General features: G+C 57.5%; 19 protein-coding genes and 1 tRNA gene. 2 read left to right on the top strand and 18 right to left on the bottom strand.

Annotation, left to right across the window (positions count from 1 at the left end; all coding sequences use genetic code 11):
- Window positions 1-28: 28 nt before the first annotated feature.
- The 13 genes from FIL88_RS05210 to FIL88_RS05150 all read right to left on the bottom strand — a co-directional run bounded on the left by FIL88_RS05210 (window position 29) and on the right by FIL88_RS05150 (window position 14,329).
- Window positions 29-931 (bottom strand): outer membrane protein assembly factor BamD, encoded by a 903-nt coding sequence (locus FIL88_RS05210; protein WP_142852728.1) that lies wholly within the window; start codon window positions 929-931, stop codon window positions 29-31.
- Between the two features lie 201 nt (window positions 932-1,132).
- A complete protein-coding gene (lpxC, locus tag FIL88_RS05205; RefSeq protein ID WP_142852727.1) occupies window positions 1,133-2,053 on the bottom strand; it encodes a UDP-3-O-acyl-N-acetylglucosamine deacetylase in 921 nt (306 codons plus the stop codon).
- A 538-nt stretch (window positions 2,054-2,591) separates the two neighbouring features.
- Entirely contained in the window at window positions 2,592-4,217 is a 1,626-nt protein-coding gene (gene ftsZ / locus FIL88_RS05200) for a cell division protein FtsZ (RefSeq protein ID WP_142852726.1), read from the bottom strand.
- A 231-nt stretch (window positions 4,218-4,448) separates the two neighbouring features.
- Window positions 4,449-5,783 (bottom strand): cell division protein FtsA, encoded by a 1,335-nt coding sequence (gene ftsA / locus FIL88_RS05195; protein WP_142852725.1) that lies wholly within the window; start codon window positions 5,781-5,783, stop codon window positions 4,449-4,451.
- Window positions 5,780-6,673 (bottom strand): cell division protein FtsQ/DivIB, encoded by an 894-nt coding sequence (locus tag FIL88_RS05190; protein ID WP_142853454.1) that lies wholly within the window; start codon window positions 6,671-6,673, stop codon window positions 5,780-5,782. The genes ftsA and FIL88_RS05190 overlap by 4 nt, the downstream gene beginning before the upstream one ends.
- The gene (locus FIL88_RS05185) at window positions 6,670-7,584 is read right to left on the bottom strand and encodes a D-alanine--D-alanine ligase (protein WP_142852724.1); all 915 of its coding nucleotides are present in this window, start codon (window positions 7,582-7,584) and stop codon (window positions 6,670-6,672) included. Before FIL88_RS05185 ends, FIL88_RS05190 begins: the two co-directional genes overlap by 4 nt.
- Window positions 7,585-7,806: 222 nt before the next feature.
- Window positions 7,807-8,739 (bottom strand): UDP-N-acetylmuramate dehydrogenase, encoded by a 933-nt coding sequence (gene murB, locus FIL88_RS05180; RefSeq protein ID WP_142852723.1) that lies wholly within the window; start codon window positions 8,737-8,739, stop codon window positions 7,807-7,809.
- A 2-nt stretch (window positions 8,740-8,741) separates the two neighbouring features.
- The gene (locus tag FIL88_RS05175) at window positions 8,742-8,981 is read right to left on the bottom strand and encodes a DUF2484 family protein (RefSeq protein ID WP_142852722.1); all 240 of its coding nucleotides are present in this window, start codon (window positions 8,979-8,981) and stop codon (window positions 8,742-8,744) included.
- Window positions 8,978-9,217: a DUF2484 family protein gene (locus FIL88_RS05170; RefSeq protein WP_142852721.1), complete on the bottom strand. Its 240-nt coding sequence runs from the start codon at window positions 9,215-9,217 to the stop codon at window positions 8,978-8,980. The genes FIL88_RS05175 and FIL88_RS05170 overlap by 4 nt, the downstream gene beginning before the upstream one ends.
- A gap of 337 nt (window positions 9,218-9,554) precedes the next feature.
- Window positions 9,555-10,952, bottom strand: coding sequence for a UDP-N-acetylmuramate--L-alanine ligase (gene murC / locus FIL88_RS05165; protein WP_142852720.1), 1,398 nt, complete (start codon window positions 10,950-10,952; stop codon window positions 9,555-9,557).
- 24 nt (window positions 10,953-10,976) lie between these two features.
- A complete protein-coding gene (gene murG, locus FIL88_RS05160) occupies window positions 10,977-12,074 on the bottom strand; it encodes an undecaprenyldiphospho-muramoylpentapeptide beta-N-acetylglucosaminyltransferase (RefSeq protein ID WP_142852719.1) in 1,098 nt (365 codons plus the stop codon).
- Window positions 12,071-13,240 (bottom strand): putative lipid II flippase FtsW, encoded by a 1,170-nt coding sequence (gene ftsW, locus FIL88_RS05155; protein WP_142852718.1) that lies wholly within the window; start codon window positions 13,238-13,240, stop codon window positions 12,071-12,073. Before ftsW ends, murG begins: the two co-directional genes overlap by 4 nt.
- 171 nt (window positions 13,241-13,411) lie before the next feature.
- Window positions 13,412-14,329: a DMT family transporter gene (locus tag FIL88_RS05150; protein ID WP_142852717.1), complete on the bottom strand. Its 918-nt coding sequence runs from the start codon at window positions 14,327-14,329 to the stop codon at window positions 13,412-13,414.
- Window positions 14,330-14,441: 112 nt separating this feature from the next.
- Here FIL88_RS05150 and FIL88_RS05145 point away from each other — a divergent pair, with 112 nt between their 5' ends.
- A complete protein-coding gene (locus FIL88_RS05145) occupies window positions 14,442-14,699 on the top strand; it encodes a metal-sensing transcriptional repressor (protein ID WP_142852716.1) in 258 nt (85 codons plus the stop codon).
- Between the two features lie 7 nt (window positions 14,700-14,706).
- Window positions 14,707-16,026, top strand: a complete 1,320-nt coding sequence (locus tag FIL88_RS05140; protein ID WP_142852715.1) for an MFS transporter — start codon at window positions 14,707-14,709, stop codon at window positions 16,024-16,026.
- Between the two features lie 153 nt (window positions 16,027-16,179).
- Here the strand turns inward: FIL88_RS05140 and FIL88_RS05135 are convergent.
- From FIL88_RS05135 to FIL88_RS05115, 5 genes are all read right to left on the bottom strand, one after another.
- Window positions 16,180-16,269, bottom strand: a tRNA-Ser gene (locus tag FIL88_RS05135).
- A 580-nt stretch (window positions 16,270-16,849) separates the two neighbouring features.
- Entirely contained in the window at window positions 16,850-19,336 is a 2,487-nt protein-coding gene (locus tag FIL88_RS05130) for a DUF3772 domain-containing protein (protein ID WP_142852714.1), read from the bottom strand.
- Entirely contained in the window at window positions 19,336-20,370 is a 1,035-nt protein-coding gene (locus FIL88_RS05125) for a cysteine synthase A (protein ID WP_142852713.1), read from the bottom strand. The genes FIL88_RS05130 and FIL88_RS05125 overlap by 1 nt, the downstream gene beginning before the upstream one ends.
- A gap of 73 nt (window positions 20,371-20,443) precedes the next feature.
- Window positions 20,444-21,571 carry an NUDIX domain-containing protein gene (locus FIL88_RS05120; RefSeq protein ID WP_246066662.1) on the bottom strand — a complete coding sequence of 376 codons (1,128 nt, stop codon included), beginning with the start codon at window positions 21,569-21,571 and terminating at the stop codon, window positions 20,444-20,446.
- 58 nt (window positions 21,572-21,629) lie between these two features.
- Entirely contained in the window at window positions 21,630-22,070 is a 441-nt protein-coding gene (locus FIL88_RS05115) for a TrgA family protein (RefSeq protein WP_142852711.1), read from the bottom strand.
- Window positions 22,071-22,073: the final 3 nt, after the last annotated feature.

The following is a 22,073-nucleotide window of genomic DNA, read 5'->3' as shown; positions in this document are numbered from 1 at the left end:
ATCATGCGGGCCGTTTGGCCCGACCCGGTCAGAGCCATTCGCCCTTGATCATCTGACGGTGCACTTTGCGCAACCAGCTGTCACCTTTGGCTTCCGGCTTCAGTCCACGATTGGTCAGCAGACGATAGCTGTCTTGGTACCATTCGGTTGACTTGAAATTATGCCCCAAAATGGCCGCAGCAGTTTGGGCTTCGCTTTCCAGCCCAAGTGACAGATAAGCTTCGACCAGACGATGTAACGCCTCGGCCACATGGGTGGTGGTCTGGAACTGCTCGACCACCACGCGGAAGCGGTTGATCGACGCCGTGTAATGCTTGCGTTTCAGATAGTAACGCCCGATTTCCATCTCTTTCGCAGCGAGGTGGTCAAAGGCAAGGTCAAATTTCAAAATGGCCGACTTGGCGTATTCCGTATCGGGATACCGTTCAATCACCACGCGCAGCGCCTGAAGCGCCTGATAGGTCAGGCCTTGATCGCGCCCAATCAGGTCAATCTGATCGTAATAGCTGATAGCCAGAAGATACTGCGCATAGGCGGCATCTTCATCGCCGGGATAGAAGTCAATATAGCGTTGCGCGCTGGCACGGGCCAATTCGTATTCGCGGTCTTTATGGTGCGAGAACGCCTGCATGATCAATGCGCGCTTGGCCCACTCCGAATAGGGATACAGACGCTCGACTTCACCAAACCACTTGGCTGCTTCCGAAGGATCGCCGCTCTCCAGATCATATTCGCCACGTTTGAAAATCTCTTCGGCGCTCCATTGATCAATTGGACGCTTTTCGACGCGGCTTCCCAAAACGCCCTGATTGGAGGAACCGCCGCCCAAGCTGCCGAATCCCAAGCTCCCAGAACCGCCACTGCAGCCCGCCAGAACCATACCAGATACCAATGTAACGCTGACGGTCTTACATAATTTCACGCGGATCATAACCCGAGTAACCCCAATTTTTTGCGGCCGATAGAATAGTTCCGGCATCTTCCAGAAAGTCCTAACACAGAATTTTTCAGTGCAAAATGGTTTGCGCGTCAAAATTCGATCTTCGAGAAGAGTTTATCAGGCGGCAAGCCGAAATTCGCCAGCCGGTAGCGGCGTACCACGCGCGATAATGCAATTATTCCGAATACCGGATCATGCCGTCATGGGAAAGTCAGAGGTGCACACACCAACGCCGGGAAGTTTGCCCGCATCTTGATCGCTGCACTCCGCCAAACGCCAAGCGCCGGGAGTGTCAAACAGCGCACGCAACAATTTGTTTGTCATCGCATGCCCCGCACGATGGCCGGAATAGCGTGCGCGCAAGGGTGCGCCAGCCAAAGCCAAATCACCTAATGCGTCCAGCATTTTATGTCGCACAGCTTCATCCATCCGACGCAGACCGCCGGGGGACAGAACTTGGTCGCCATCTACCACAACAGCATTCTCATAGGTACCGCCAAGTGCCAGCCCGGCCTTGTGCATGGCGTCGACATCTGCCTGACGGCAGAAGGTCCGGCAATCTGATAATTCGCGCACAAAATTGCCGTTGGACATATCCAGACTCATCTCTTGCGTGCCAATCGCGGCATCTGGGAATGAGATGTGGAAATCAATGTAAAACCCGTCCGCGGGTTCAAGCCGCGCCCAAGCATCGCCATCACGGAATTCCACAGGCTCAAGCACTTCGATCACGCGTACTGGCGCGGCCAACCTGCGTTGCCCTGCCTTAATCAATCCTTCGACAAACCGGGCCGAGCTGCCATCCATGATCGGCACTTCAGGACCGTCAATCTCAATCAGCGCGTTGTGAATACCGCAGCCTGCAAGGGCAGCCATAATATGTTCGATCGTCCGAACCTCGACACCTGCGTCATTACGGATCACCGTACACAGAGGTGACGGCACGCCAGACGCCCAGTGCACCGCGATCAGGTTATCACGGTCCTCGACGTCGACGCGTTTGAACCAGATGCCATACTCCGCCGAGGCAGATTGAACTTTCATGCGAACCGGACGACCGGAATGCAATCCAGTGCCATTGAAACTGACTGTGCTGGCTACAGTTGTCTGCACGTGACGCCTCTTTCTTTGCCTCGATCCGCTCGCGATGCTCTGCCCTTGGACAGTCCCGCCTTCTTATTTCTTCGTGCGCACCGCTATCCGCTGCCATCCAATCTGTTCGATCGGCCTAAAGCCCAGCTATCCGTTTGAAACAACAAGGCGGCAATCAATGGCGGTTGCAAATTCTTTAGGCAAGTGCCCAAACGATGCGCTCCAATCAGGTTCGACTGGCACCACTGTGGGTACGCCCCCAAGAGATCATTCACAATTCAAACCTCTGTAACGGTTTGTAACATGGTCCAGTTCGTGCGCGAAAAACTGCGCACCAAAAACAAGAAGTAGGATAACAATCTGAAATATATATTTTTTTCAAAATCGTGTGATGAAGTCCCCGGATTTCTCCGCCCCCCCCCTACCGGCAAAGCTTCGCCGGTGAAACACAACGAAATCAAAACTCCCGTTCCACTCACGCGGAACGGCTCGGATAAAAACGAAAAACCGCCGCACATCTCTGCGCAGCGGTTTGACTTTCCGATCGATTTTGCCCGGCTTAGTTGGCCTGGCGGCGCAAGAACGCGGGGATCTCGACTTTCTCCTGCTCAGGATCAGCCGTAGGGGCTTGATGCTGAACGGGTTGCTCGCTATGTACCGGCGGCTGCGAGCGGACAGTGCCATCAGCAGCACTTGCCCCAGTCATCCGGTTGATCAGCGAGTTGATTCCAAAGCGTGCTTTCTCTTGCGGAACGGATGATTCCATCGAATCAACCGGCTGTTCTGGCTGACCAACGCGGGGCTGGTTGTGAACAGCTGCCTGCAGACGCGCCATCGCCTCGGGCGACGGAGTACCAGGGGCTGGAGCCTTGGGCGCTACGAACTGAGCCACAGCAGGTTCGTCATCAAAACGGGTCTCGGCGACGGGTGTCGCTTCAACGGTTTCCTCTTCGCGTGCCTGATAAATAGGCGGAGGAACATCGCCACCCGCGGCTTCAGCGGGAAAGCTGCTCTGAATATCAGTCTCAGCAACCCCAGCAGTGCTGTCCATCTCTCCAAACAGCGTCGGTTCAGCGGTCTCAGCAACAACTTCGTCCACTTCAGCCGTAGCAGCCACAGCGGCAGGGGCTTCGGCTTCAATTTTTTGCTCGACCTCAATCGGGGCTTGCAGCGGCTGTGCCAACGAACGGCGCGGAACCGGGATGTCCATCGGTACCTCTGACGCATCGATTCCAGTGGCCACAACCGACACACGCATGCCGCCCTCCAGGCCATCATCCAGCGTTGAGCCAACGATGATGTTGGCGTCCGGGTCCACTTCTTCACGGATGCGGTTGGCTGCTTCGTCCAATTCGAACAGGGTCAGATCGCTGCCGCCAGTGATGTTGATCAACACACCTTTCGCGCCGCGCAGGCTGATTTCGTCCAGAAGCGGGTTGGCAATGGCCTTCTCGGCAGCTTGAACCGCGCGATCTTCGCCTTCACTCTCGCCAGTACCCATCATCGCCTTGCCCATCTCGTCCATTACGGCACGTACATCCGCAAAGTCGAGATTGATAAGACCTGGGCGAACCATCAGATCCGTGACACCCTTAACGCCTTGATACAGAACATCATCTGCCATCGAGAACGCTTCGGTGAAGGTCGTCTTCTCGTTGGCCAGGCGGAACAAGTTCTGGTTTGGGATAATGATCAGCGTGTCGACCATTTTCTGCAGAGCATCAACGCCATCTTCAGCCTGACGCATCCGCTTGGCACCTTCGAATTGGAAGGGTTTGGTGACAACGCCCACGGTCAGAACGCCAAGCTCACGCGCGGCTTGCGCGATGATGGGAGCTGCCCCCGTCCCAGTTCCCCCACCCATTCCAGCGGTGATAAAGCACATGTGTGCGCCCGCCAGGTGGTCCACAATCTGTTCAATGCTTTCTTCTGCTGCCGCAGCGCCGACTGTTGCCCGCGCGCCCGCGCCCAGACCTTCGGTGACTTTCACACCCATCTGGATACGATCTTTAGCGTGCGAATGCTGCAAAGCCTGCGCATCCGTGTTAGCTACGACAAATTCTACGCCCTCAAGTTCTTTCTCGATCATGTTGTTGACAGCGTTGCCACCAGCACCGCCTACACCGAACACTGTGATACGAGGTTTCAACTCTTCCTGACCGGGCATGGTAAGGTTCAAAGTCATGATTTTTCCGCCTGTATAGGTCCTCGCCGCTTCGATGTACCCCGAAGGCGGCTTCTATGTTTCTTATTCCGACTGAATCGCCGGAGACTGCCTCTTTTTTTTCATGTTACCCCAATTTTGCAGTGTGCGTCACCTGCAAAAGGAGCGTTTTAACGCAAAATATTGAGGAATTGATGGGTTTTTCAGCAGGATTTCGCCGAATACACCGCATATTGTGGCTTCCTGCTCTGCCTACCAATTGTCTTTGAACCACCTAAACGCCCGTCGAAAACTGCGCGCCGGATAGGTTTCGGCGGGCGCTTCGAAGTCCCACCATTCGTCCTGCGGATGCGCCGCAAACAGGCACAGCCCCACAGCAGAGGAAAACCCCGCCCCGGTTGCGGCCTGCGGAAGTCCCTGCACCCGCAGCGGCCGGCCGCTGCGGACATTCTGCCCCAGAATTTTCGGAGCCAGGCTGTCCAAACCGGGGATCTGGCTGCCCCCTCCGGTCAACACGATAGATTGGCTGGGAAGGTGGTCAAACCCAGCAGCGTCAAGGCGCATCCGCACCTCTTCCAAGATTTCTTCGACGCGCGGACGCATGATGCCGATCAGCTCAGCCCGGCTTACGGTGCGGCGATCATGCTCCCAATCGCCAGAGTCACCGCCGATTTCGATCATCTCGCGATCATCCATGCCGGTGGCGATGACGCCTCCGTAAAACGTCTTGATCCGCTCCGCTGTCGACAAGGGCACTTGCAACCCCTTCGAGATATCCGACGTCACATGATCTCCGCCCAAACGCACGCTGTCTGCAAAGATCATGTGCTTTTTCATGAAGATAGAGATGCCAGTTGAACCACCACCTAAATCAATACAGGCAGCACCCAGCTCTTGTTCATCCTCGACCAGCGCTGAAATGCCAGACACATAGGCCGAACTTGCCAGACCTGCGACCTCAAGATCGCATCGCTTGATACAGTAAAGCAGGTTCTGAATAACCGCGGAATCAACGGTCAGTACATGCAGATCGACCGCCAGCCGATTGCCGATCTGTCCGCGCGGATCCCCAAGGCCCGAGCGATGATCAAGCGCGAAGTTCACTGGCTGTGCGTGCAGCACCTCGCGGCCATCGCCAATGTCGGGCATATCGCAAGCAGCCAAAACACGCGCTACATCGTCTTCAGTCACGGCGCGTCCGTCCAGTTCGACCACGCCGTCCAGACCATAGCTGCGCGGGTTCGCGCCCGAGAAACAGGCAATCACGTGATCCACACGCAAGTTCGCCATCTTCTGCGCGGCTTGCACCGCAGTGCGAATGGCGCGCTCGGTCTCGGCCATGGCATCGATCTCGCCAAAACGGACACCACGCGAACGCGTCGTCGCAGCACCAATCACACGGAAAGCACTTTGCCCGGCCAAGGACCCTACCCCATCGCTGTCGCGGAACTGATCCGGTCCGTCAAAGCGCAGGATCAAGCATCCGACCTTGGCACTGCCAATATCCAGAATGGCAATCACGCCGCGCTGCATGGCGGCTTCGCGCATGGCCCGCATGGCGCGTTGCTGGCTGTAAATATCGGTCATTGGGAAACCTCTTCAATCTCGACCCCATTGATGCGGCGCAGCTCATTCATGGCAGTTTCGCCAAGACGCAACGTGGGACGCTGGGGGTTTCTCATATCAATCACAACCAGATCGCGGCCGATCAGGTCTTGCGCCTGATGCAATGCGATCACCTGCTCAAAGGCTGCGACTGGGTTGTCAGCAGGAAGCTGAATGCGTTGGTCGCTTTTCAAAACAACGTCCCAACGGCGTTCTCCGACGCGGATCAACCCACGCAATTCGCTGCGCAGAGGTCCAGCGGTACTGAGGATCGCACGCGCCTCAGGGACCGCATCGGCAGCCCCCTCGCCCGTGATCAGTGGCAGATCCGACCGGGCCGACCGGTCCAGCAAGCTGGCCACCCGATGTCCCCCTGCATCCAGCATGTCAATGACGCCACCGTGGCGCCACAGGATGACGGGCTGGCGTTCTGTCAACGCAACTTCAAGCACCCCACCGGGGCGGATGCGCAGATCCGCATCTTCGATCACATCAAGCTTCATGATCTCGACGCGCATCCGTTCGAGATCCAGATCAAAGCTGGAAATCGGGAAGTCGATGGGCAGGATCTGACGCACAGCGTTGTCGACCACAGGGGTCGCGCCTTCGACGGCCATCAGTTTGACCAGAAACTCGGGCCGTTCCTGAACCGAGCGCTTCACATTGGTCAGCTTCTCGCCGATTGCATAGCGGTTGGTCGGGTTGGCCAAGTACCAGCCCGTCGCCATCAGGACGGCAAAGACCGGAAGCCCGACGCGCAGGAACGCGCGAAACACCGGGGTCAGCCACAAACGGTGGGCCTTATAGGCAAGACGCGAAGGCGCAGGGTCGCGGCGCTGTACGTCGGTCTTATCCTGTTGTGAAGAATTCATCGGTTGCACGACGCATCCTCCACCATCCAAGCACAAAACTGGCCAAAGCTTATCCCCTGATGTGCACCTTGTTCAGGCGCAAGCGAGGTTGGCGTCATTCCAGGCTGGGTGTTGGTTTCCAGAATGATCAACCCATCCAGCCCACGAGTTTCATCCCAGCGGAAATCAGTACGGCTGACACCGCGACATCCAAGGGCAGAATGGGCACGCAGGGCATAGTCCAGACACGCAGCCTCGATTTCGGCAGGTATCTTGGCGGGAATAATGTGGCGTGAACCGCCCTCGGCATACTTTGCGTTGTAATCATACCAACCGTCGGTGATGATATCGGTGACACCCAGCGCGCGATCCCCCATCACGGTGGTGGTCAGCTCGCGCCCGGGGGCATAGGTTTCAACCATCACCGTGTCCGGCATATTCGAGGCCAGTTTCGGCGGAGTATTTGCTCGGTCGTTGACGATATAAATCCCAACCGAGCTGCCTTCGTTGTAAGGCTTCACCACATAAGGCGGGTCCATAACGTGTTGCGCCTGAACCTCATCTTTGTCGGCTAGAATGCTGGCGACCACGGGAAGACCCGCAGCGCGGAACGTTTCTTTGGCACGTTCTTTGTCCATCGCCAGCGACGACGCCAAAACGCCCGAATGCGTATAAGGGATTTGCAGCCATTCCAGCAGGCCTTGCACGCAGCCGTCTTCGCCCCAACGACCATGTAGCGCGTTGAACACAACATCCGGGGCTTCGGCCTTCAGACGCTCGGCCAGGTCTGAGCCCGCGTCGATCTTCACGACGTCATACCCTTCGCCCGCAAGCGCTTTGGCGCACTCCCCGCCCGAGCTTAGCGACACATCGCGCTCGGCCGATGGACCGCCCATCAAAACCACAACTTTGCTGACGGAAGAACCCGACATGCCTGTAATGCCTCGTACATGACCGCAAAGCGGCCAAAATGCCCTGCCGTTTCCGGCGTTAATCCCGTGCAACCACGGTGTCTGCCATGAGGCGTACCGCCCCGAACCGAAGGATTGCGCAGTTATCTGCGTCTGTTTTCGGCGTTCAGGGCCTGCCCGACCCCTCAATTTTCGGCCATTTCGGCCGTAATTTTCGCGTTGTCTCGTATCTTGGCGTCCGACTTATTCTGCTGCCGGATCACCTACGCGCTTAATTTCCCATTCTAGCTTTATGCCGCTGTGTTCGTAAACCTTTTTTCTGACCTCTTCGCCCAATCCTTCAAGGTCGGCGGCGGAGGCATCCCCCGTGTTGGTCAGAAAATTCGAATGCATCTGGTTCATTTGCGCGCCGCCCTTGGTCGCGCCGCGCATTCCGGCGTCATCAATCACCTTCCAGGCCTTCAATTCATGGTTATCATCGGCCCGCCCGGTCGAACTAAAGCCCGCAGGATTGCGGAACGTTGATCCCGCTGTGCGATCTTTTGTGGGCTGGGTTTCATCGCGCTTGGCAAGCTGCGCGTCCATATGCGCGGCCAAAGCATCGGGATCCCCAGCAGGGCCTTTCAACACGGCTTGGGTCAGTACCCAACCGTCTGGCAAGGCGCTTTGACGATACTGGAATTGCAAATCTTCAGCGGTTAACGTCACACGTTCACCGGCCCGCGTGACAGCGATCGCCGATTGAAAAACATCAGCGATATAAGACCCATAGCAGCCAGCGTTCATGCACACTGCCCCCCCAATTGCACCGGGAATTGTGCGCAGGAATGTCAGGTCCACGCCCTCGGCTGCGGCCTTCTTGGCAACCTGTGCATCCAGCGCCGCAACGCCAGAGGTCACCGTCTGACCGTCAATCTCAACCCCGTTAAAGCCGCGGCCCAAGCGGATCACGACCCCTCGGATCCCGCCATCGCGGACAATCAGGTTCGAGCCTACGCCCATAGGGAAAACAGGGATATTCACATCCAGTTCGGACAGGAAATGCACCAGATCATCTTCATCGGCGGGCATGAACAGCCAGTCTGCAGGACCGCCAACACGAAGCCAGGTCAATCCTGCCAGCTCTTTGTCCACCATAAGGCTGCCACGAATGTCAATCTGATCGGGACGGGGCATGTTTACCTCTTTCTTAACCAGCGCGTCAGGTAGATCACCGGCCAGCGCAGGATCGACATCGCACCAAACATAACCAGAAGCCCTACCCAAGGGCCGTTCTCATAAACCACATACCCCAATAACGGAATGCCCACCGTGATCAAGGCGTAAGCCACCCGCCAATGGTGATCACGCGATGGCGTAAGCGCGATCACCTGCGCGCCCACCACCCAAAGGCAGGCTAGAATCAACGATAGTGTCATATGCGCCCCGTCCATTTTCGGACGAAGTACCATAGGGGACGACGGAACATGGATACAAAGCCAAAGGTGCCAACCAAGACCCACAGCCAGCCATGGTTCATTCCGATCCAGATGATCAGGGCAGGTGCGAGGATCAGCAGGGCCAAGCCGGGGGGGAACTGCATCCGCATCGGAAGCATCGCAACAAAGCTGGCCGCAATCACCCACAATGCGGCGCAAACAAGCGCTAGGGACATAGATCAGGCTCCCTTTTGCCGATTGGACCCTCGCCAGCGGTGCCAAATCCATATGGCGCACATGACGACAACGCAGATCCCAAAAGCCATGGTCGCGTAATCCAGCACAAGATGCAGTACAAAAGCGGGCCCTCGGTCGATGCTCCCCCCTTCCAAATAGGATACGACTTCAAAATGTGCAAACCAGAGCCCAAAGCACAGGAACATTGCGGTGAGCAGCGCCCGGACAGGCCGTCCCCGATAGGTCATGTATCCGCAAACTGGAATGGACGCCCAAGGCGCAATAATCACTGGCCAGAACACAATTTGATAGAGTGTTTGCACCTTCGATCCCGCTTTACCCCAAACGCACCGGCAGCCCGTTCGCCCAAGCGCTGATGGTGCCCGCGCCCAGACAGACAACCATATCGCCAGGTTTGGCGTGCTCCTTGACCAGCGCAGTTAAGGCATCTTGATCCTCCACGGCCATGGCGTGGCGGTGGCCATGACGAACCAAGCCCGCCACCAGATCATCGCGTGATGCGCCTTCGATGGGCGCTTCACCTGCGGCGAAGACCTCGGCGATGCCAACGACGTCTGCCTCGTTGAAACAGGCGCAGAAATCCTCGAACAGGTCGTGCAAGCGGGTAAAGCGGTGGGGCTGATGAACCGCAATCACGCGCCCCTCCGTCGCCTGACGGGCGGCTTTCAGAACCGCTGCAATCTCGACCGGGTGATGCCCATAGTCGTCGATGATGGTGACGCCGTTCACCTCGCCCACTTTGGTGAAGCGACGGTTCACACCGCCAAAACTGGCAAGTGCTGCGCGGATTTCATCACGTTTCATGCCCAAATGACGCGACACGGCGACCGCGGACAATGCGTTCGAGACATTGTGATCCCCCGGCATCGGCAGCGTGCAGCCCTCGATCTTGGTGCCTTCGTGGTTCAGCTCGATATCGAAATGCGCAACACCGCGCTTATAGGTCAGGTTCACGGCACGCACGTCGGCCTGCGCGTTGAAACCATAGGTCAGGACACGGCGGTCAGTGACTTTGCCGACCAGCGCCTGCACCTCGGGGTGATCGGTACAGCAGATCGCAAGCCCATAGAAAGGTATATTCGACACAAAATCGAGAAACCCCTGGCGAAGCGTATCAAAGTCGCCCCAGTGCTCCATATGCTCGGGGTCGATATTCGTCACGATGGCTATGGTGGCGGGAAGACGGTTGAAGGTGCCATCGCTTTCATCAGCTTCGACCACCATCCATTCGCCCTGCCCCATCCGCGCGTTCGAGCCATAAGCATGGATGATGCCGCCATTGATCACGGTTGGATCGATACCGCCTTTGACCAGCAACTCGGCCACCATGGTTGTGGTCGTGGTTTTGCCATGCGTTCCCGCAACAGCAATGTTTGATTTCAGGCGCATCAATTCGGCCAGCATCTCGGCCCGACGCACGACGGGAAGGCCACGGGCGCGCGCGGTGTCCAATTCTGGATTGCCCGGTTTGATCGCGGACGAGATCACCACGACCTCGGCATTCTCAAGGTTCTCGGCACGCTGGCCAATGAAAATCTCGGCGCCCAGATCAGTCAGGCGATCCGTGATTTTCGAGGTCTTCAAATCCGAGCCCTGCACTTGATAACCGTGATTCAACAGCACCTCGGCAATGCCGGACATACCGATCCCGCCGATGCCCACAAAGTGGATCTTACCCATTTCGGTGGGAAGCTTGGTCGCTGCTGCACTCATCTATTTATCCTTCGAATTCAATACTTAGGCCTGCGCGGCCAGATCTTCGACCAAAGCGACCAGCGCATCGGTGGCGTCCGGGCGGCCATGGGCCAGCGCGGCGCGGGCCATCTGCTCGGCCCCCTCAGGGGTTCCCAACACCAGCGCGACCTGCTCGGCCAGGCTGTCGGGCGTCAACATGCTTTCAGGCAGCAAGATCGCCGCACCTGCGTCCACCAGCCCGCGGGCATTGGCGGTCTGGTGATCATCTGTGGCGGTCGGCAGCGGGATCAGGATCGAGGGACGCCCAATAACCGAGATATCCGCGACCGACGAGGCCCCGGCCCGGCTGATGACCAGCTGCGCTTCGGACATGCGGCGTGGAATGTCGGTGAAGAAGCTTTGCACATCAGCGCGGATGCCGTGCTCGCTATAGTATGCACTGACGCGCTCTATATCTTCTTCGCGTGCCTGATGGCTGACCGAGATATGACGGCGCAGATGATCCGGCAGGCTGGCCAAAGCCGCAGGGACATGATCGGACAGGGCACGCGCGCCCTGCGAGCCACCAATCACAAGCACCGACATGGGGTAATCGCCCGGCGCAATATAGCCCGCGCCCTGACGCGCCATGACAGCCCCGCGCACGGGATTTCCGGTATAGACGCCTTCGACCCCTTCGGGCAGATCAGTTGGCCAAGTGCCACAGGCCACGCGGTTCACGCGGCTAGAAAATAGTGTGTTCACCCGTCCCAGCACGCCGTTTTGTTCGTGGATCATACGCGGCAGGTTCAAAAGCTTGGCAGCGCCCAAAGCGGGGATGGTCGGATAGCCTCCGAACCCAACGACAGCCTTTGGGCGATCCCGGCGCATTTTCAGAACTGCGCCCAGCACGCCTGCGCCAATACGGAACGGCACGATTGCCTTCGCCAAGATGCCGCCGCGCTGGAAGGTGGCAGACGAGACCTGCTCGATCTCGACGACATGGGGAAAGCCGCCCGTATAGCGTGCGCCGCGTGCGTCGGTCGACAGCTTCACCCGCCAGCCCTTGGCCAGCATCGCCTCGGCCAGCGCTTGCGCGGGAAACATGTGGCCGCCGGTGCCTCCGGCCGCAATCACAAGAAGCGGTTGTGTCGTTGTCATCTGCCCTGCCTATTTGCAAATACGTCCTGCATCCGGCCCTGAGGCCGCGTGCGGGTAAAAGCCAAAAGCATGCCAAGTGCAATACCCCCGGCGATCAAAGACGAACCGCCATAGCTGACGAACGGCAAGGTCATGCCTTTTGCCGGCAGAAGGCGTACGGCCACGCCCATATTAATCAGCGCTTGCACGCCAAACATGGCGGCCAGGCCAGACCCAGCCAGTCGGATAAATGTGTTCCGCTCGCGGATCAGGCGCAGGAAGCTGCGCACAACGATAGTGGCGTAAAGCGCAATGATGATCAGAACCAGAAGCAGGCCATATTCCTCGGCCGCGACGGCGATAATGAAATCCGTATGCGCATCCGGCAGCGACCATTTCACCTGCCCCTCGCCAACACCAACGCCGAAGAAGCCGCCTTCGCGGATGGCGTTGGTGGCGTAGCCAAGCTGTGTTGTGGGGTCGACCTCTGGGTTCAGGAAGCCGTCAATCCGGCGCGCAAAGTGTTGCGAGTTGTGATAGGCGAACGTGCCGCCCAGCACGACCAATCCAGCAGCACCCACCAGCAAAAGGATCGGGGCACCGGCAAGGAAATACATCACACCCCAGCCAAAGAGGATCAGCGCGGATTGACCGAAGTCTGGCTGCATCGCCAGAAACAGCACGATCACGGTGACCAGCCCGGCGGACATGGCGCGTCCGGGTGGTCCGTTGATTTCTTGGCTCGCTGCCATCAGCCACGCGGCGACCACCACAAAGCCGGGTTTCAGAAACTCAGACGGCTGGACCGACGCAAATCCAAGCGAATACCAGCGCGTGGCCCCTTTTCCGAAATCGGTTCCCAGTACGGGAAGTAACATCACGGCGATCATCGCCACCACAAACCCAAGCACGCCCAAGCGGCGCACCATTCTGGGGCTTAGCATGGTGAAAGCAAGCATAGTAATCAGGGCTGCAACACCAAAGATCAACTGACGTTCGACATAGTGGAAATAACCCAGCCCGTTGCGCTCGGCGAGCGGTGGCGAGGCGGCAAAGCCAAGCAACATACCAATGCCAAACAGGATCAAAATGCACGAAACCGACCACTTGTCGATCGTGCGCCACCAACGGGGAAGAATGGGATCGCCGCTTTGTGCGGGGACCGCGCCATACACCATTTCAGTCATGAGTAACCGCCTGCAATTTACTTGTACCGCTCATAAAATCCGGCCCACCCCTTTGCGGGTTCTTGGTGCCGGCGCCTGTGCCTTCGTCTTACGCGAGGGCTTGCGCCAATAATAGTTGGGTTTTCCCAATATTTCCAGTGAATTTACGTGAGCAGTAAAACCTATTGGCAATCAGCCGCCTGACGAACCGGCGGCGCGGGATTTCGAACGGTCTTTACCCAGACGCGCCTCGCGCCAGATGATCACCAGACCGGCGGAAATCACGATACCCGCGCCCAGAAGGGTTTGCGCGGTGGGCAGATCTCCGAAGAAGAGGTATCCGAAGGCCAGCGCGAAAATCATCGAGGAATAGTCGAACGGCGCAATCGTAGATGCCTCGGCATGGGTATAGGCGGTGGTCAGCATCAGCTGCCCGACACCACCCGCCAAACCAGCAGCAAGCAACAGAGTAAATTCCGGCCCCGTTGGCCAGACCCAACCGAATGGCAGAGTCAGCAGTGACAGGGCAATTGCCGTAAAAGACGCATAGATCACGACGGTCGACGGCGGGTCCACCCCCACCAGCTTGCGCACAAGGATCTTGGCGACCGCGATAAAACAGGCCGCCGTCAACGCCAACATTGCGCCAAAGGCCCGCATGTCGTTGCCGTCCCCCCAGCCCTGAAGCTGCGGCCACATAGTGATCAACACACCCACCAGACCAGCCAGCACCGCCCCGATCCGCACCGCGCGCACCTGCTCGCCCAATATGATGGCGGCCAAGACCACGGTGATAATGGGCGAAGCGTAAAGGATCGCGGTGATGTCAGGCAGAGTCAAATACGCGACGGCCGTGAAATTCAGCCCCATCGCCATACCCCCCACGGTGCCGCGACTGATATGCCCCCAAAGCTGGGTGGTGCGCAGCGCTGAATGTAACCGGCCTTCATAGGCCAGCCATGCGGCGATCACCGGCAACGCAAAGACAGAGCGGAAAAAGACGATCTCGCCCGGCGGAATATGGCCCGATGCCGCCTTGATCATGGCCTGCATGGACATGAAAAACGCAACCGATCCTAGTTTCAGTAGAATTCCGCGATTTTGTGTCATGCCCCCGCATACGCGCTTGACCGGCTGGGGGAAAGCGAAACCGGTCTTGATCACGGATCACGGTGTCGCCGCCGGGCTTGTCGCATCCCCCTAGGGGGGATATCATTGCCTGATGGAACAGACACATACACATGCCAGCCACCCTAAGATCTCGGCCCGCTTAAAACGCGCCAGTGGGCATCTTCAGTCGGTGATCGAGATGATCGAGCAAGGCCGCCCATGCGTCGACCTTGCCCAGCAATTACAAGCAGTTGAAAGCGCCATTCGAAATGCGAAACAGGCGCTGATCCACGACCATCTAGATCACTGCCTTGGAGATGAAACTTCGGCCGCCGTGGCTGAACTTAAAGCCATCACCCGGTATCTGTGAGGCACGCATGTTCGAAGTTCTCGGCGACCAAGCCTATCGCAACCTGTTCATGGCGCAGATTGTGGCCCTTCTGGGTACCGGACTTGCCACCGTCGCGCTGGGGCTTCTGGCGTACGATATGGCGGGCGAGAATGCGGCGCTGGTGTTGGGCACGATCTTTACCATCAAGATGGTCGCCTATGTCGGACTTGCCCCGATCGCCAGCGCCGTGGCAGACCTGATGAACCGACGCGCTTTGTTGGTCGTGCTCGATCTGATCCGCGCAGCCGTCGTGCTATGTCTGCCTTTTGCTACAACGCTATGGCAGGTCTATGGCTTGATCTTCGTTCTGCAAGCCGCCTCGGCGGCGTTCACGCCCACCTTTCAGGCCACCATCCCGGATGTATTGCCGGATGAAGAGCGCTATACAAAAGCGCTGTCGCTGTCGCGTCTGGCCTTTGATCTTGAAAACATCCTCTCCCCCACCCTTGCCGCTTTGATCTTGACCGTTGCCAGCTATAGCAGCCTGTTTCTTGGCACGGCATTTGGCTTCCTGATCTCGGCGTTTATGGTGATAAGCACACGCCTGCCCAACCCGAAACCAGCCGCGCCGCGCGGCTTCTATGAGCGCACCACATTGGGCGTCCGCATTTATCTGGCCACTCCGCGGCTGCGCGGGCTCTTGGGGCTGAACCTTGCCGTGTCCAGCGCCGGGGCAATGGTGCTGGTGAACTCGGTCATCTTGGTGCGCAGTCACTTGGGGCTAGAGGAAAGCGCCTTGGCTTGGACCATGTTTGCCTTCGGATCGGGCAGTATGGTCGCCGCCTTTGCCCTGCCCAAAGCGCTAAAAACCTGGAACGAGCGTCCGTTGATGCTGACCGGAGCCAGTTTGATGGTGGCAACACTTCTGGGGTTTGGTGTGATGGTATCGATGATCGGACTAAGCTGGATGGCACTGTTGGCTGCATGGGTGTTGATCGGACTGGGCTACTCGACCGTTCTAACCCCTTCGGGTCGCCTGCTGGCGCGATCCGCACATGCTGAAGACCGCCCAGCGATCTTTGCCGCGCAATTTGCGTTATCCCACGCCTGCTGGCTGTTTACGTATCCGTTGTCGGGCTGGCTTCTCACCACGTTTGGCACAGTACCAACGCTGCTGACCCTTGCTGCGCTATCAGCCACCGGGATCGCTGCTGCCCTTCAGTTCTGGCCAGCAGATGACCCGGTCGAGGTGCCGCATACACACGATAATCTACCACTTGACCACCCGCATCTTCAGGGGCATCGCAGACATTCCCACGCGTTGGTCATAGATGATGCACACCCTAGATGGGGCGCACATTTCTAACGCACGCACGCCATCAGAGCTATAGGAAGCAATACAAGCCAAAACAGAGATTTCTGGAGCGTCACCGCTGACAAAAACCCAGCCAACACCGACACCTCATATGGCTGTTGGTGAGCTGAATTTTGTACGTTTCACAACATAAACAAAAATTTCTGGCGGAGCGGAAGGGATTCGAACCCTCGAGACGGTTCCCCGCCTACACACTTTCCAGGCGTGCGCCTTCGACCACTCGGCCACCGCTCCGCCGACGTTGTTATTCGGAAGTGCTTCAGGGTTCAAGCCGTCATTGTCACTTTTCATGGATTGATTTTCGATAGACCAACACGAAGGAAAGCTGAACCAATCGAGCACCATTGGCCGCAACAATCACCTACCCAAGACCTCGGATCCTCAGCAGCCTGCTGGGGCCGCCGCTAAGTGGGTGCCGCCGGTCGGGGGCAATCCTGCGCGACCACGCTAGGTTTTCAGATGCAGCGCACAAGGGGGTCCGCCAAACGGTTGCAAATCGACCAGTATGATTTGGGTCCAAGTTTCAGTTCTTCACCGGCTCAAAATCGCGGAAAGTCGGGCATTCAGTAAGTCCTCAATGGACTGCTTATCCATTAGGGATATCCGATAGAGAAGTTCAATCGAGAACTCTCGGTCCAGATCCCCCAGCAGCGACGGACAATGGAGCCACAACCGACCGAGGATTCAGCGCCGTGTGCATCCGCATGTGGCGCAGGCGCAAATCTCAATTCAGCCATTGTGAAACATCATGGCAACTTGCAGCAGATCCTTGTCGGCGACATCGGTCAACTAGGCATCGTCCTGATCCAAAGGTTTACTCATCGCCCTCCCCCTCACCATTCATGTCTTCGACCGTGAAGGAATCCCGAGTTAAATTCTGTGCTGGCACGTCTGCAAGGTCCGCTTTCGGCGTGGTTGCCCCTCCGCTCAAAGCCTCGGGATTGCGCAGCCAGATATCCCGCTGTGCGAACGGAATCTCGATCCCTTCTTCGACAAAGCGGCGGGCGATCTCGTGGTTGATCTCGCTTTTGACCGACAGCATGAAATTCACGTCTGACAAGATCGCACGGATCTCAAAATCAAGGCTATCTGCACCAAACCCCTGGAAAATCACCGCTGGCGATGGATTTACGGTAACCATTGGGTGCGCTTCGGCGATCTCGCGCAGAATGGTCTCTACGCACCTTGTGTCGGTGCCATATGCCACGCCAACCGGAATGATCACCCGCCCAATCGAATTGCCGCGCGTATAATTCGTTACAACGCCCGATACCAAGTCGGAGTTCGGCAAGATCACATCCGAACGGTCAAACGTCTCGATCCGCGTAGCGCGGACAGAAATGTCGCGCACATAGCCCATCTGGCCATTCACTTCGATCCAATCGCCTTCAGAAATTGGGCGCTCGATCAGAAGAATGATGCCCGAGACAAAATTGGAAACGATGGTCTGCAAGCCAAACCCGATCCCGACTGATAGAGCACCCGCGATGATCGCGACTGAGCTCAGGTCGATCCCTGCTCCGGTGATCGCAATCACCGCTGCAAGAAATAAGCCCACATATCCGGTACCAACCGCGATGGCATTCTGCCCGCCCTTGTCCAAGTTGGTCTTGGGAAGAATTGAACTTCGCAGAGTTGCCTGAAGCGCGCGGGTCGCCGCATAGCCACCGACAAATATAATTGCAAAGACGAGGAAAGCCCGTGGCGTAATGCGCGTGCTTCCCATCTGGAAGCCGTTCAGGAACTGCGCCCAGAGTTCGGCCAGATCTGTTGCTCGTGCACCCCAAATCAAAGCTAGCAAAGGCAAAGCTGCCAACAATAGGCAGAAGCTGACGATGACAGGAAAGAGCGCCTGATCCGCGATCTCATCATCCGCACGGATGACGGTGGCATAGACTGCTTTCACAAATACATTCAGGATCTCGAGAACAGCAAGAACTGCCAGGGTCAGAATGGTCGGCAGCAGCAACGCTTCGGCAAAGGCGGTATAGCCTACAGCCGCTGCAATCGGAGAAACGAACCCAACCGCTTCACATACGCGACCAATTCCCGAGATCACGCGCGTCCTGAACGCACTATGGTTTCCAGAATCCTGCGCGCCCAGATGGCGCCGCAGCAAACGCCCCATACGCACCAACAGAACACTCGCGCCCACAAGCACCGGGAACGCCAGAACAACCACTGTGCTTTCCGAATATGCTTCCGCCGCACCAACTTGCCGAAGGACGACCAAGATACCCAGCAACAGGCCAAGAAGCGTGACATTAATCCGCGCTTCGGCCCGCAACACCGAGCTGGGCAGATAAAGAGATGCATGCGATGCCTCGGCCCCAAAAACGCGTGTACCAATCCACAACGCGACGAAGAATAGCAGTCCTGCCGCAGGTAATGCATCCGCGATCGCTTGACCACGCAGCCCCAGGACACCGGCAAGGTTCAAGGCAATCAGGAAGGCTGACAATCCCAACATAGGCGCGATGACTTGGCCTAGTGAAATGACAAACCCCACAACGCCACGCGATGGCCCTTTGCGCATTTGGCGCAAACGCCCCCCAAGTCGGATCAACCATCCGCGCGACTGCGTGAGCAGCACAAGGCCGATAACCAGCAAGGCGATGGTAACCGGCAAATCTGCTTGCAGGTCTCGTCTCTGCGCGTCGCTTCCCCAAGCATTGCGTGTCTCAGACGCTGCAGTCGCAAAGGTCTTTTTCAGCGCAGCAAATGCAGTTGACCAAGCCGCTGGGTTCAACGGAGTCGGACCGAGCTTGAACAATTGATCTGTCTGGCGCGTCCGCAACATGCTGTCGATCTCACGAACAAGAAAATCCGCCCGCGCATAGGATTCTTCCGCCTCCTTAACCGGCGCCTGTGCTTTGCTAAGTTCAGCATTCAGCTCTTTGCGGCGCTGTGCCAGCACCGCCAGCTCACTTCCGAGATCTTCAGGTTCTGGCCCCAAAGTGGCGAGCTGTGTTTTCAGCGTATCAATACGGATAGAATTCTCGTCTTGCGCAGATTTGAACAGGCCGCGCCATTGGGCAATTTCGCTACGTAGCTCGCTAAGAGCTTGGTCCGAGGCCCGCCCAATTTCGAGCACACGTTCGCCCCGCTCTGCTACGCGCGACCATGCCAGATAATCCGGCGCGCCTTCCTTTGTCAGAACAAAACTGGATATATCCGTGCTTGTATCTGCGTCTTGCGCGCTGGCCCCTATCGGCATCAACAGCATGACAGCGCACAGCCACACCCGCAAAAGCCAAAAGAACCGGGAAGGCAGAGTCGAACGGCGCAGTTCAGAGCTCATCAGATATCCTCGAACACCTCAGGCATAAAGGCAGGCGCACGTTCCAGCCACGCGGGGATCGGCAAGCCTTTTTCACGCAGGAAGTCGGGGTTGAACAGCTTCGACTGATAACGCGTGCCATAGTCACACAGAACCGTCACGATCGTATGGCCCGGCCCCATTTCACGCGCCATCCGCATTGCACCCGCCACGTTAATACCGGACGAGCCACCAAGACACAGACCTTCGTCCTGCAACAAGTCAAAAATGACTGGCAAGGCTTCGTCGTCGGGGATCTGGAACCGCATGTCGGGCGTGAAACCTTCAAGGTTCGCAGTGATCCGCCCCTGCCCGATCCCTTCGGTGATCGAACCACCTTCTGCGGCCGCAGTCCCGGTTTCATACAGCGAGAACAGCCCCGATCCCATTGGATCGCTCAGCGCGACTTTCACGCCCTTGGGCTGCAATGCCATACCAACGCCTGCAAGCGTCCCGCCAGAACCAACGGCACATGTGAAACCATCGACTTTACCACCAGTTTGCGCCCAGATCTCGGGCCCGGTGCCTTCGATATGCGCTTGACGATTGGCCACGTTGTCAAACTGGTTGGCCCAGATCGCACCCGCTGGCTCGCTTTCATTCAGCTTCTCTGCCAGACGGCGCGAATAATGCACATAGTTATTGGGGTTCTTGTAAGGCACTGCAGGAACTTGAACCAATTCAGCCCCAGCCAGACGGATCATGTCCTTCTTCTCTTCGGATTGGGTTTCCGGGATCACAATCACCGTTTTGAACCCCATCGACGCGCCAACCAGCGCAAGCCCGATCCCGGTGTTACCAGCTGTCCCTTCCACAATCGTGCCACCCGGCTTCAACGCGCCACTCGCAACGGCATCGCGGATGATGAACAGCGCCGCACGGTCCTTGACGGACTGGCCCGGGTTCATGAACTCGGCCTTGCCCAGAATTTCACAGCCTGTTGCCTCGGAGGCCGCGTTCAATCGGATCAGGGGCGTGTTGCCCACGGTTGCTTCAAGATCGCGTTTGATGTCCATTGTTTCAGCCCCTTATCGCGCGTCGTTCCTATCATCTGTATGACCTGAACATAGGCGGTTCAAGGGCCGACCATCACGAATGCGTGCGCAATTCCTGACGATTTGCAGCCAACCACCAACCAGCCAAGACCAAGGGGCCACAATTCGCCTCTCCTGTAGCGATCAGAGACATCAATTGATTAAAGGGGATGACATGGCTTCGGATGTCCTCGGCTTCGCTTTCGACACCACCAATGCCGCCTGCATCATCGGGCAGATCGCATATGGCGATGAAGGGATAAAAGAATTCGGTGCTGGCGCCCGGGCTGGGATAGTTTGGCGTCAAAGGGATCAAGCGATCAAGTTCAAGGCCAGCTTCCTCTATCGCCTCGCGACGGGCGCTTTCCTCGGGCACTTCACCACCGTCGATCCGCCCCGCAATGGGTTCCAATGTCCAAGGGTACTGATCCCCGCGCACCAAAGGCCCCATGCGGAACTGTTCGACAAGCAGCACGCGGTCGCGCGCGGGATCATAGGGCAGCACGATGACCGCATCCCCACCCACGAAGGCGGCGCGGTCAACCACGTCGCTCATCTCGCCGGAATATTTGCGGAAGGACAAGACCTGCTCTTCCATCGAGAAGAACTGTGCGTAAGGTGTCCGCTTGTCTTGCACGTCTACATCCTGCAGGCCGTAATGCGTGCGCAATGCGGTCGGAGCGGGCTCCTGACGCGCGCGCAGCGTGCTGCTGGCGCGAGTTCGGATCATCGGAAAGCGTCGCGCGATATCCTCGGGCGTGACCTGACCATAGAAATCCATCACCTCTTTCGCGGCTTCCACAGCCATTGCGCCAAAACGCGCGTCCCAAGCGGCAAGATCCCACAAGCCCCCCGGCGCCCACAACCCCGGCGTTGGGTAATATACCTGTGTTGGCACCAAAGGCCCGCCCGCATCAGGCTGTACTGTTACGTCGCCCAATGCATAGTCAAACCCGCCCTCATAGAAGTTCAAACGGGCCACATCACTGGGAGACAAATCCTGTACGAGAAGCCCGTGTACTACGTCGCCTTCAACACTTGACGAAATCATTGGAAAAGGTTGGTTACAAACCCAATGTGCAACATGGTTCGACAAGGATGCCGGTCGAACACGACAAGTGCTTTCCGCTCCTAAAACAACGCCAAGAAGCGGGCGATGGCACAGCGTGCCATAAAAAAACATAGAGCTCACAGGATCCCTTTCAACTTACATGCAAAGCCTGTTGGGTCGGGTGACGTCGCTAGCCCCATTTGCGCGCGGCATAGAAGGCAACCTTAGAGGCGATAAACCCGCCAAGAATTGCAACGGCAACAATCTCGGCGGTGGTATATTCCAGCATCATTTCACCACCGATAACAAAGATGTCTTGTAATCCTTCAATTGGACCATCGTAGCGTTTCTTTAGCGAGCGCTCGATCATCTCGACGAAGGAAAAAATAAAAAGCGTGAAAATCACCTGAACAAAAGTGGTCGTTCCCGCATTGGAACCCATTGTACCCAGCTCGCGATCAGCGCGCGGCCCCAAATAGAACCACCCCACCAACCATCCCGCGATGGCACAGGTTTGGGAAAAATATCTGGGATCGCTGCCCTCGGGCATCAACGGTTTCACCATCTCGGCGCACATCCAGCCGATCGCAGCAAGGATGACGGCAGAAATAAACTTCGCAGCTGTTGGCATAGG

The sequence above is a fragment of the Aliiroseovarius halocynthiae genome (assembly GCF_007004645.1).
GTDB classification, from domain to species: Bacteria; Pseudomonadota; Alphaproteobacteria; order Rhodobacterales; family Rhodobacteraceae; genus Aliiroseovarius; species Aliiroseovarius halocynthiae.
The sequence above is the reverse complement of the archived record's forward strand: the minus strand, read 5'-3'. Positions and strand labels throughout refer to the sequence as shown.

What these genes read in the sequence shown, in the direction of transcription:
- murB (WP_142852723.1), bottom strand. Translation starts at nt 8,739, where the DNA reads ATGCCCCGTCCCGATCAGATTGACATTCGTGGCAGCCTTATGGTGGAC.
- FIL88_RS05125 (WP_142852713.1), bottom strand. Translation starts at nt 20,370, where the DNA reads ATGGACATCAAACGCGATCTTGAAGCAACCGTGGGCAACACGCCCCTG.
- FIL88_RS05150 (WP_142852717.1), bottom strand. Translation starts at nt 14,329, where the DNA reads ATGACACAAAATCGCGGAATTCTACTGAAACTAGGATCGGTTGCGTTT.
- FIL88_RS05145 (WP_142852716.1), top strand. Translation starts at nt 14,442, where the DNA reads ATGGAACAGACACATACACATGCCAGCCACCCTAAGATCTCGGCCCGC.
- FIL88_RS05115 (WP_142852711.1), bottom strand. Translation starts at nt 22,070, where the DNA reads ATGCCAACAGCTGCGAAGTTTATTTCTGCCGTCATCCTTGCTGCGATC.
- ftsZ (WP_142852726.1), bottom strand. Translation starts at nt 4,217, where the DNA reads ATGACTTTGAACCTTACCATGCCCGGTCAGGAAGAGTTGAAACCTCGT.
- murG (WP_142852719.1), bottom strand. Translation starts at nt 12,074, where the DNA reads ATGACAACGACACAACCGCTTCTTGTGATTGCGGCCGGAGGCACCGGC.
- FIL88_RS05190 (WP_142853454.1), bottom strand. Translation starts at nt 6,673, where the DNA reads ATGAATTCTTCACAACAGGATAAGACCGACGTACAGCGCCGCGACCCT.
- FIL88_RS05185 (WP_142852724.1), bottom strand. Translation starts at nt 7,584, where the DNA reads ATGTCGGGTTCTTCCGTCAGCAAAGTTGTGGTTTTGATGGGCGGTCCA.
- FIL88_RS05170 (WP_142852721.1), bottom strand. Translation starts at nt 9,217, where the DNA reads ATGTCCCTAGCGCTTGTTTGCGCCGCATTGTGGGTGATTGCGGCCAGC.
- FIL88_RS05210 (WP_142852728.1), bottom strand. Translation starts at nt 931, where the DNA reads ATGATCCGCGTGAAATTATGTAAGACCGTCAGCGTTACATTGGTATCT.
- FIL88_RS05140 (WP_142852715.1), top strand. Translation starts at nt 14,707, where the DNA reads ATGTTCGAAGTTCTCGGCGACCAAGCCTATCGCAACCTGTTCATGGCG.
- FIL88_RS05120 (WP_246066662.1), bottom strand. Translation starts at nt 21,571, where the DNA reads ATGTTTTTTTATGGCACGCTGTGCCATCGCCCGCTTCTTGGCGTTGTT.
- FIL88_RS05130 (WP_142852714.1), bottom strand. Translation starts at nt 19,336, where the DNA reads ATGAGCTCTGAACTGCGCCGTTCGACTCTGCCTTCCCGGTTCTTTTGG.
- murC (WP_142852720.1), bottom strand. Translation starts at nt 10,952, where the DNA reads ATGAGTGCAGCAGCGACCAAGCTTCCCACCGAAATGGGTAAGATCCAC.
- FIL88_RS05175 (WP_142852722.1), bottom strand. Translation starts at nt 8,981, where the DNA reads ATGACACTATCGTTGATTCTAGCCTGCCTTTGGGTGGTGGGCGCGCAG.
- ftsA (WP_142852725.1), bottom strand. Translation starts at nt 5,783, where the DNA reads ATGACCGATATTTACAGCCAGCAACGCGCCATGCGGGCCATGCGCGAA.
- ftsW (WP_142852718.1), bottom strand. Translation starts at nt 13,240, where the DNA reads ATGACTGAAATGGTGTATGGCGCGGTCCCCGCACAAAGCGGCGATCCC.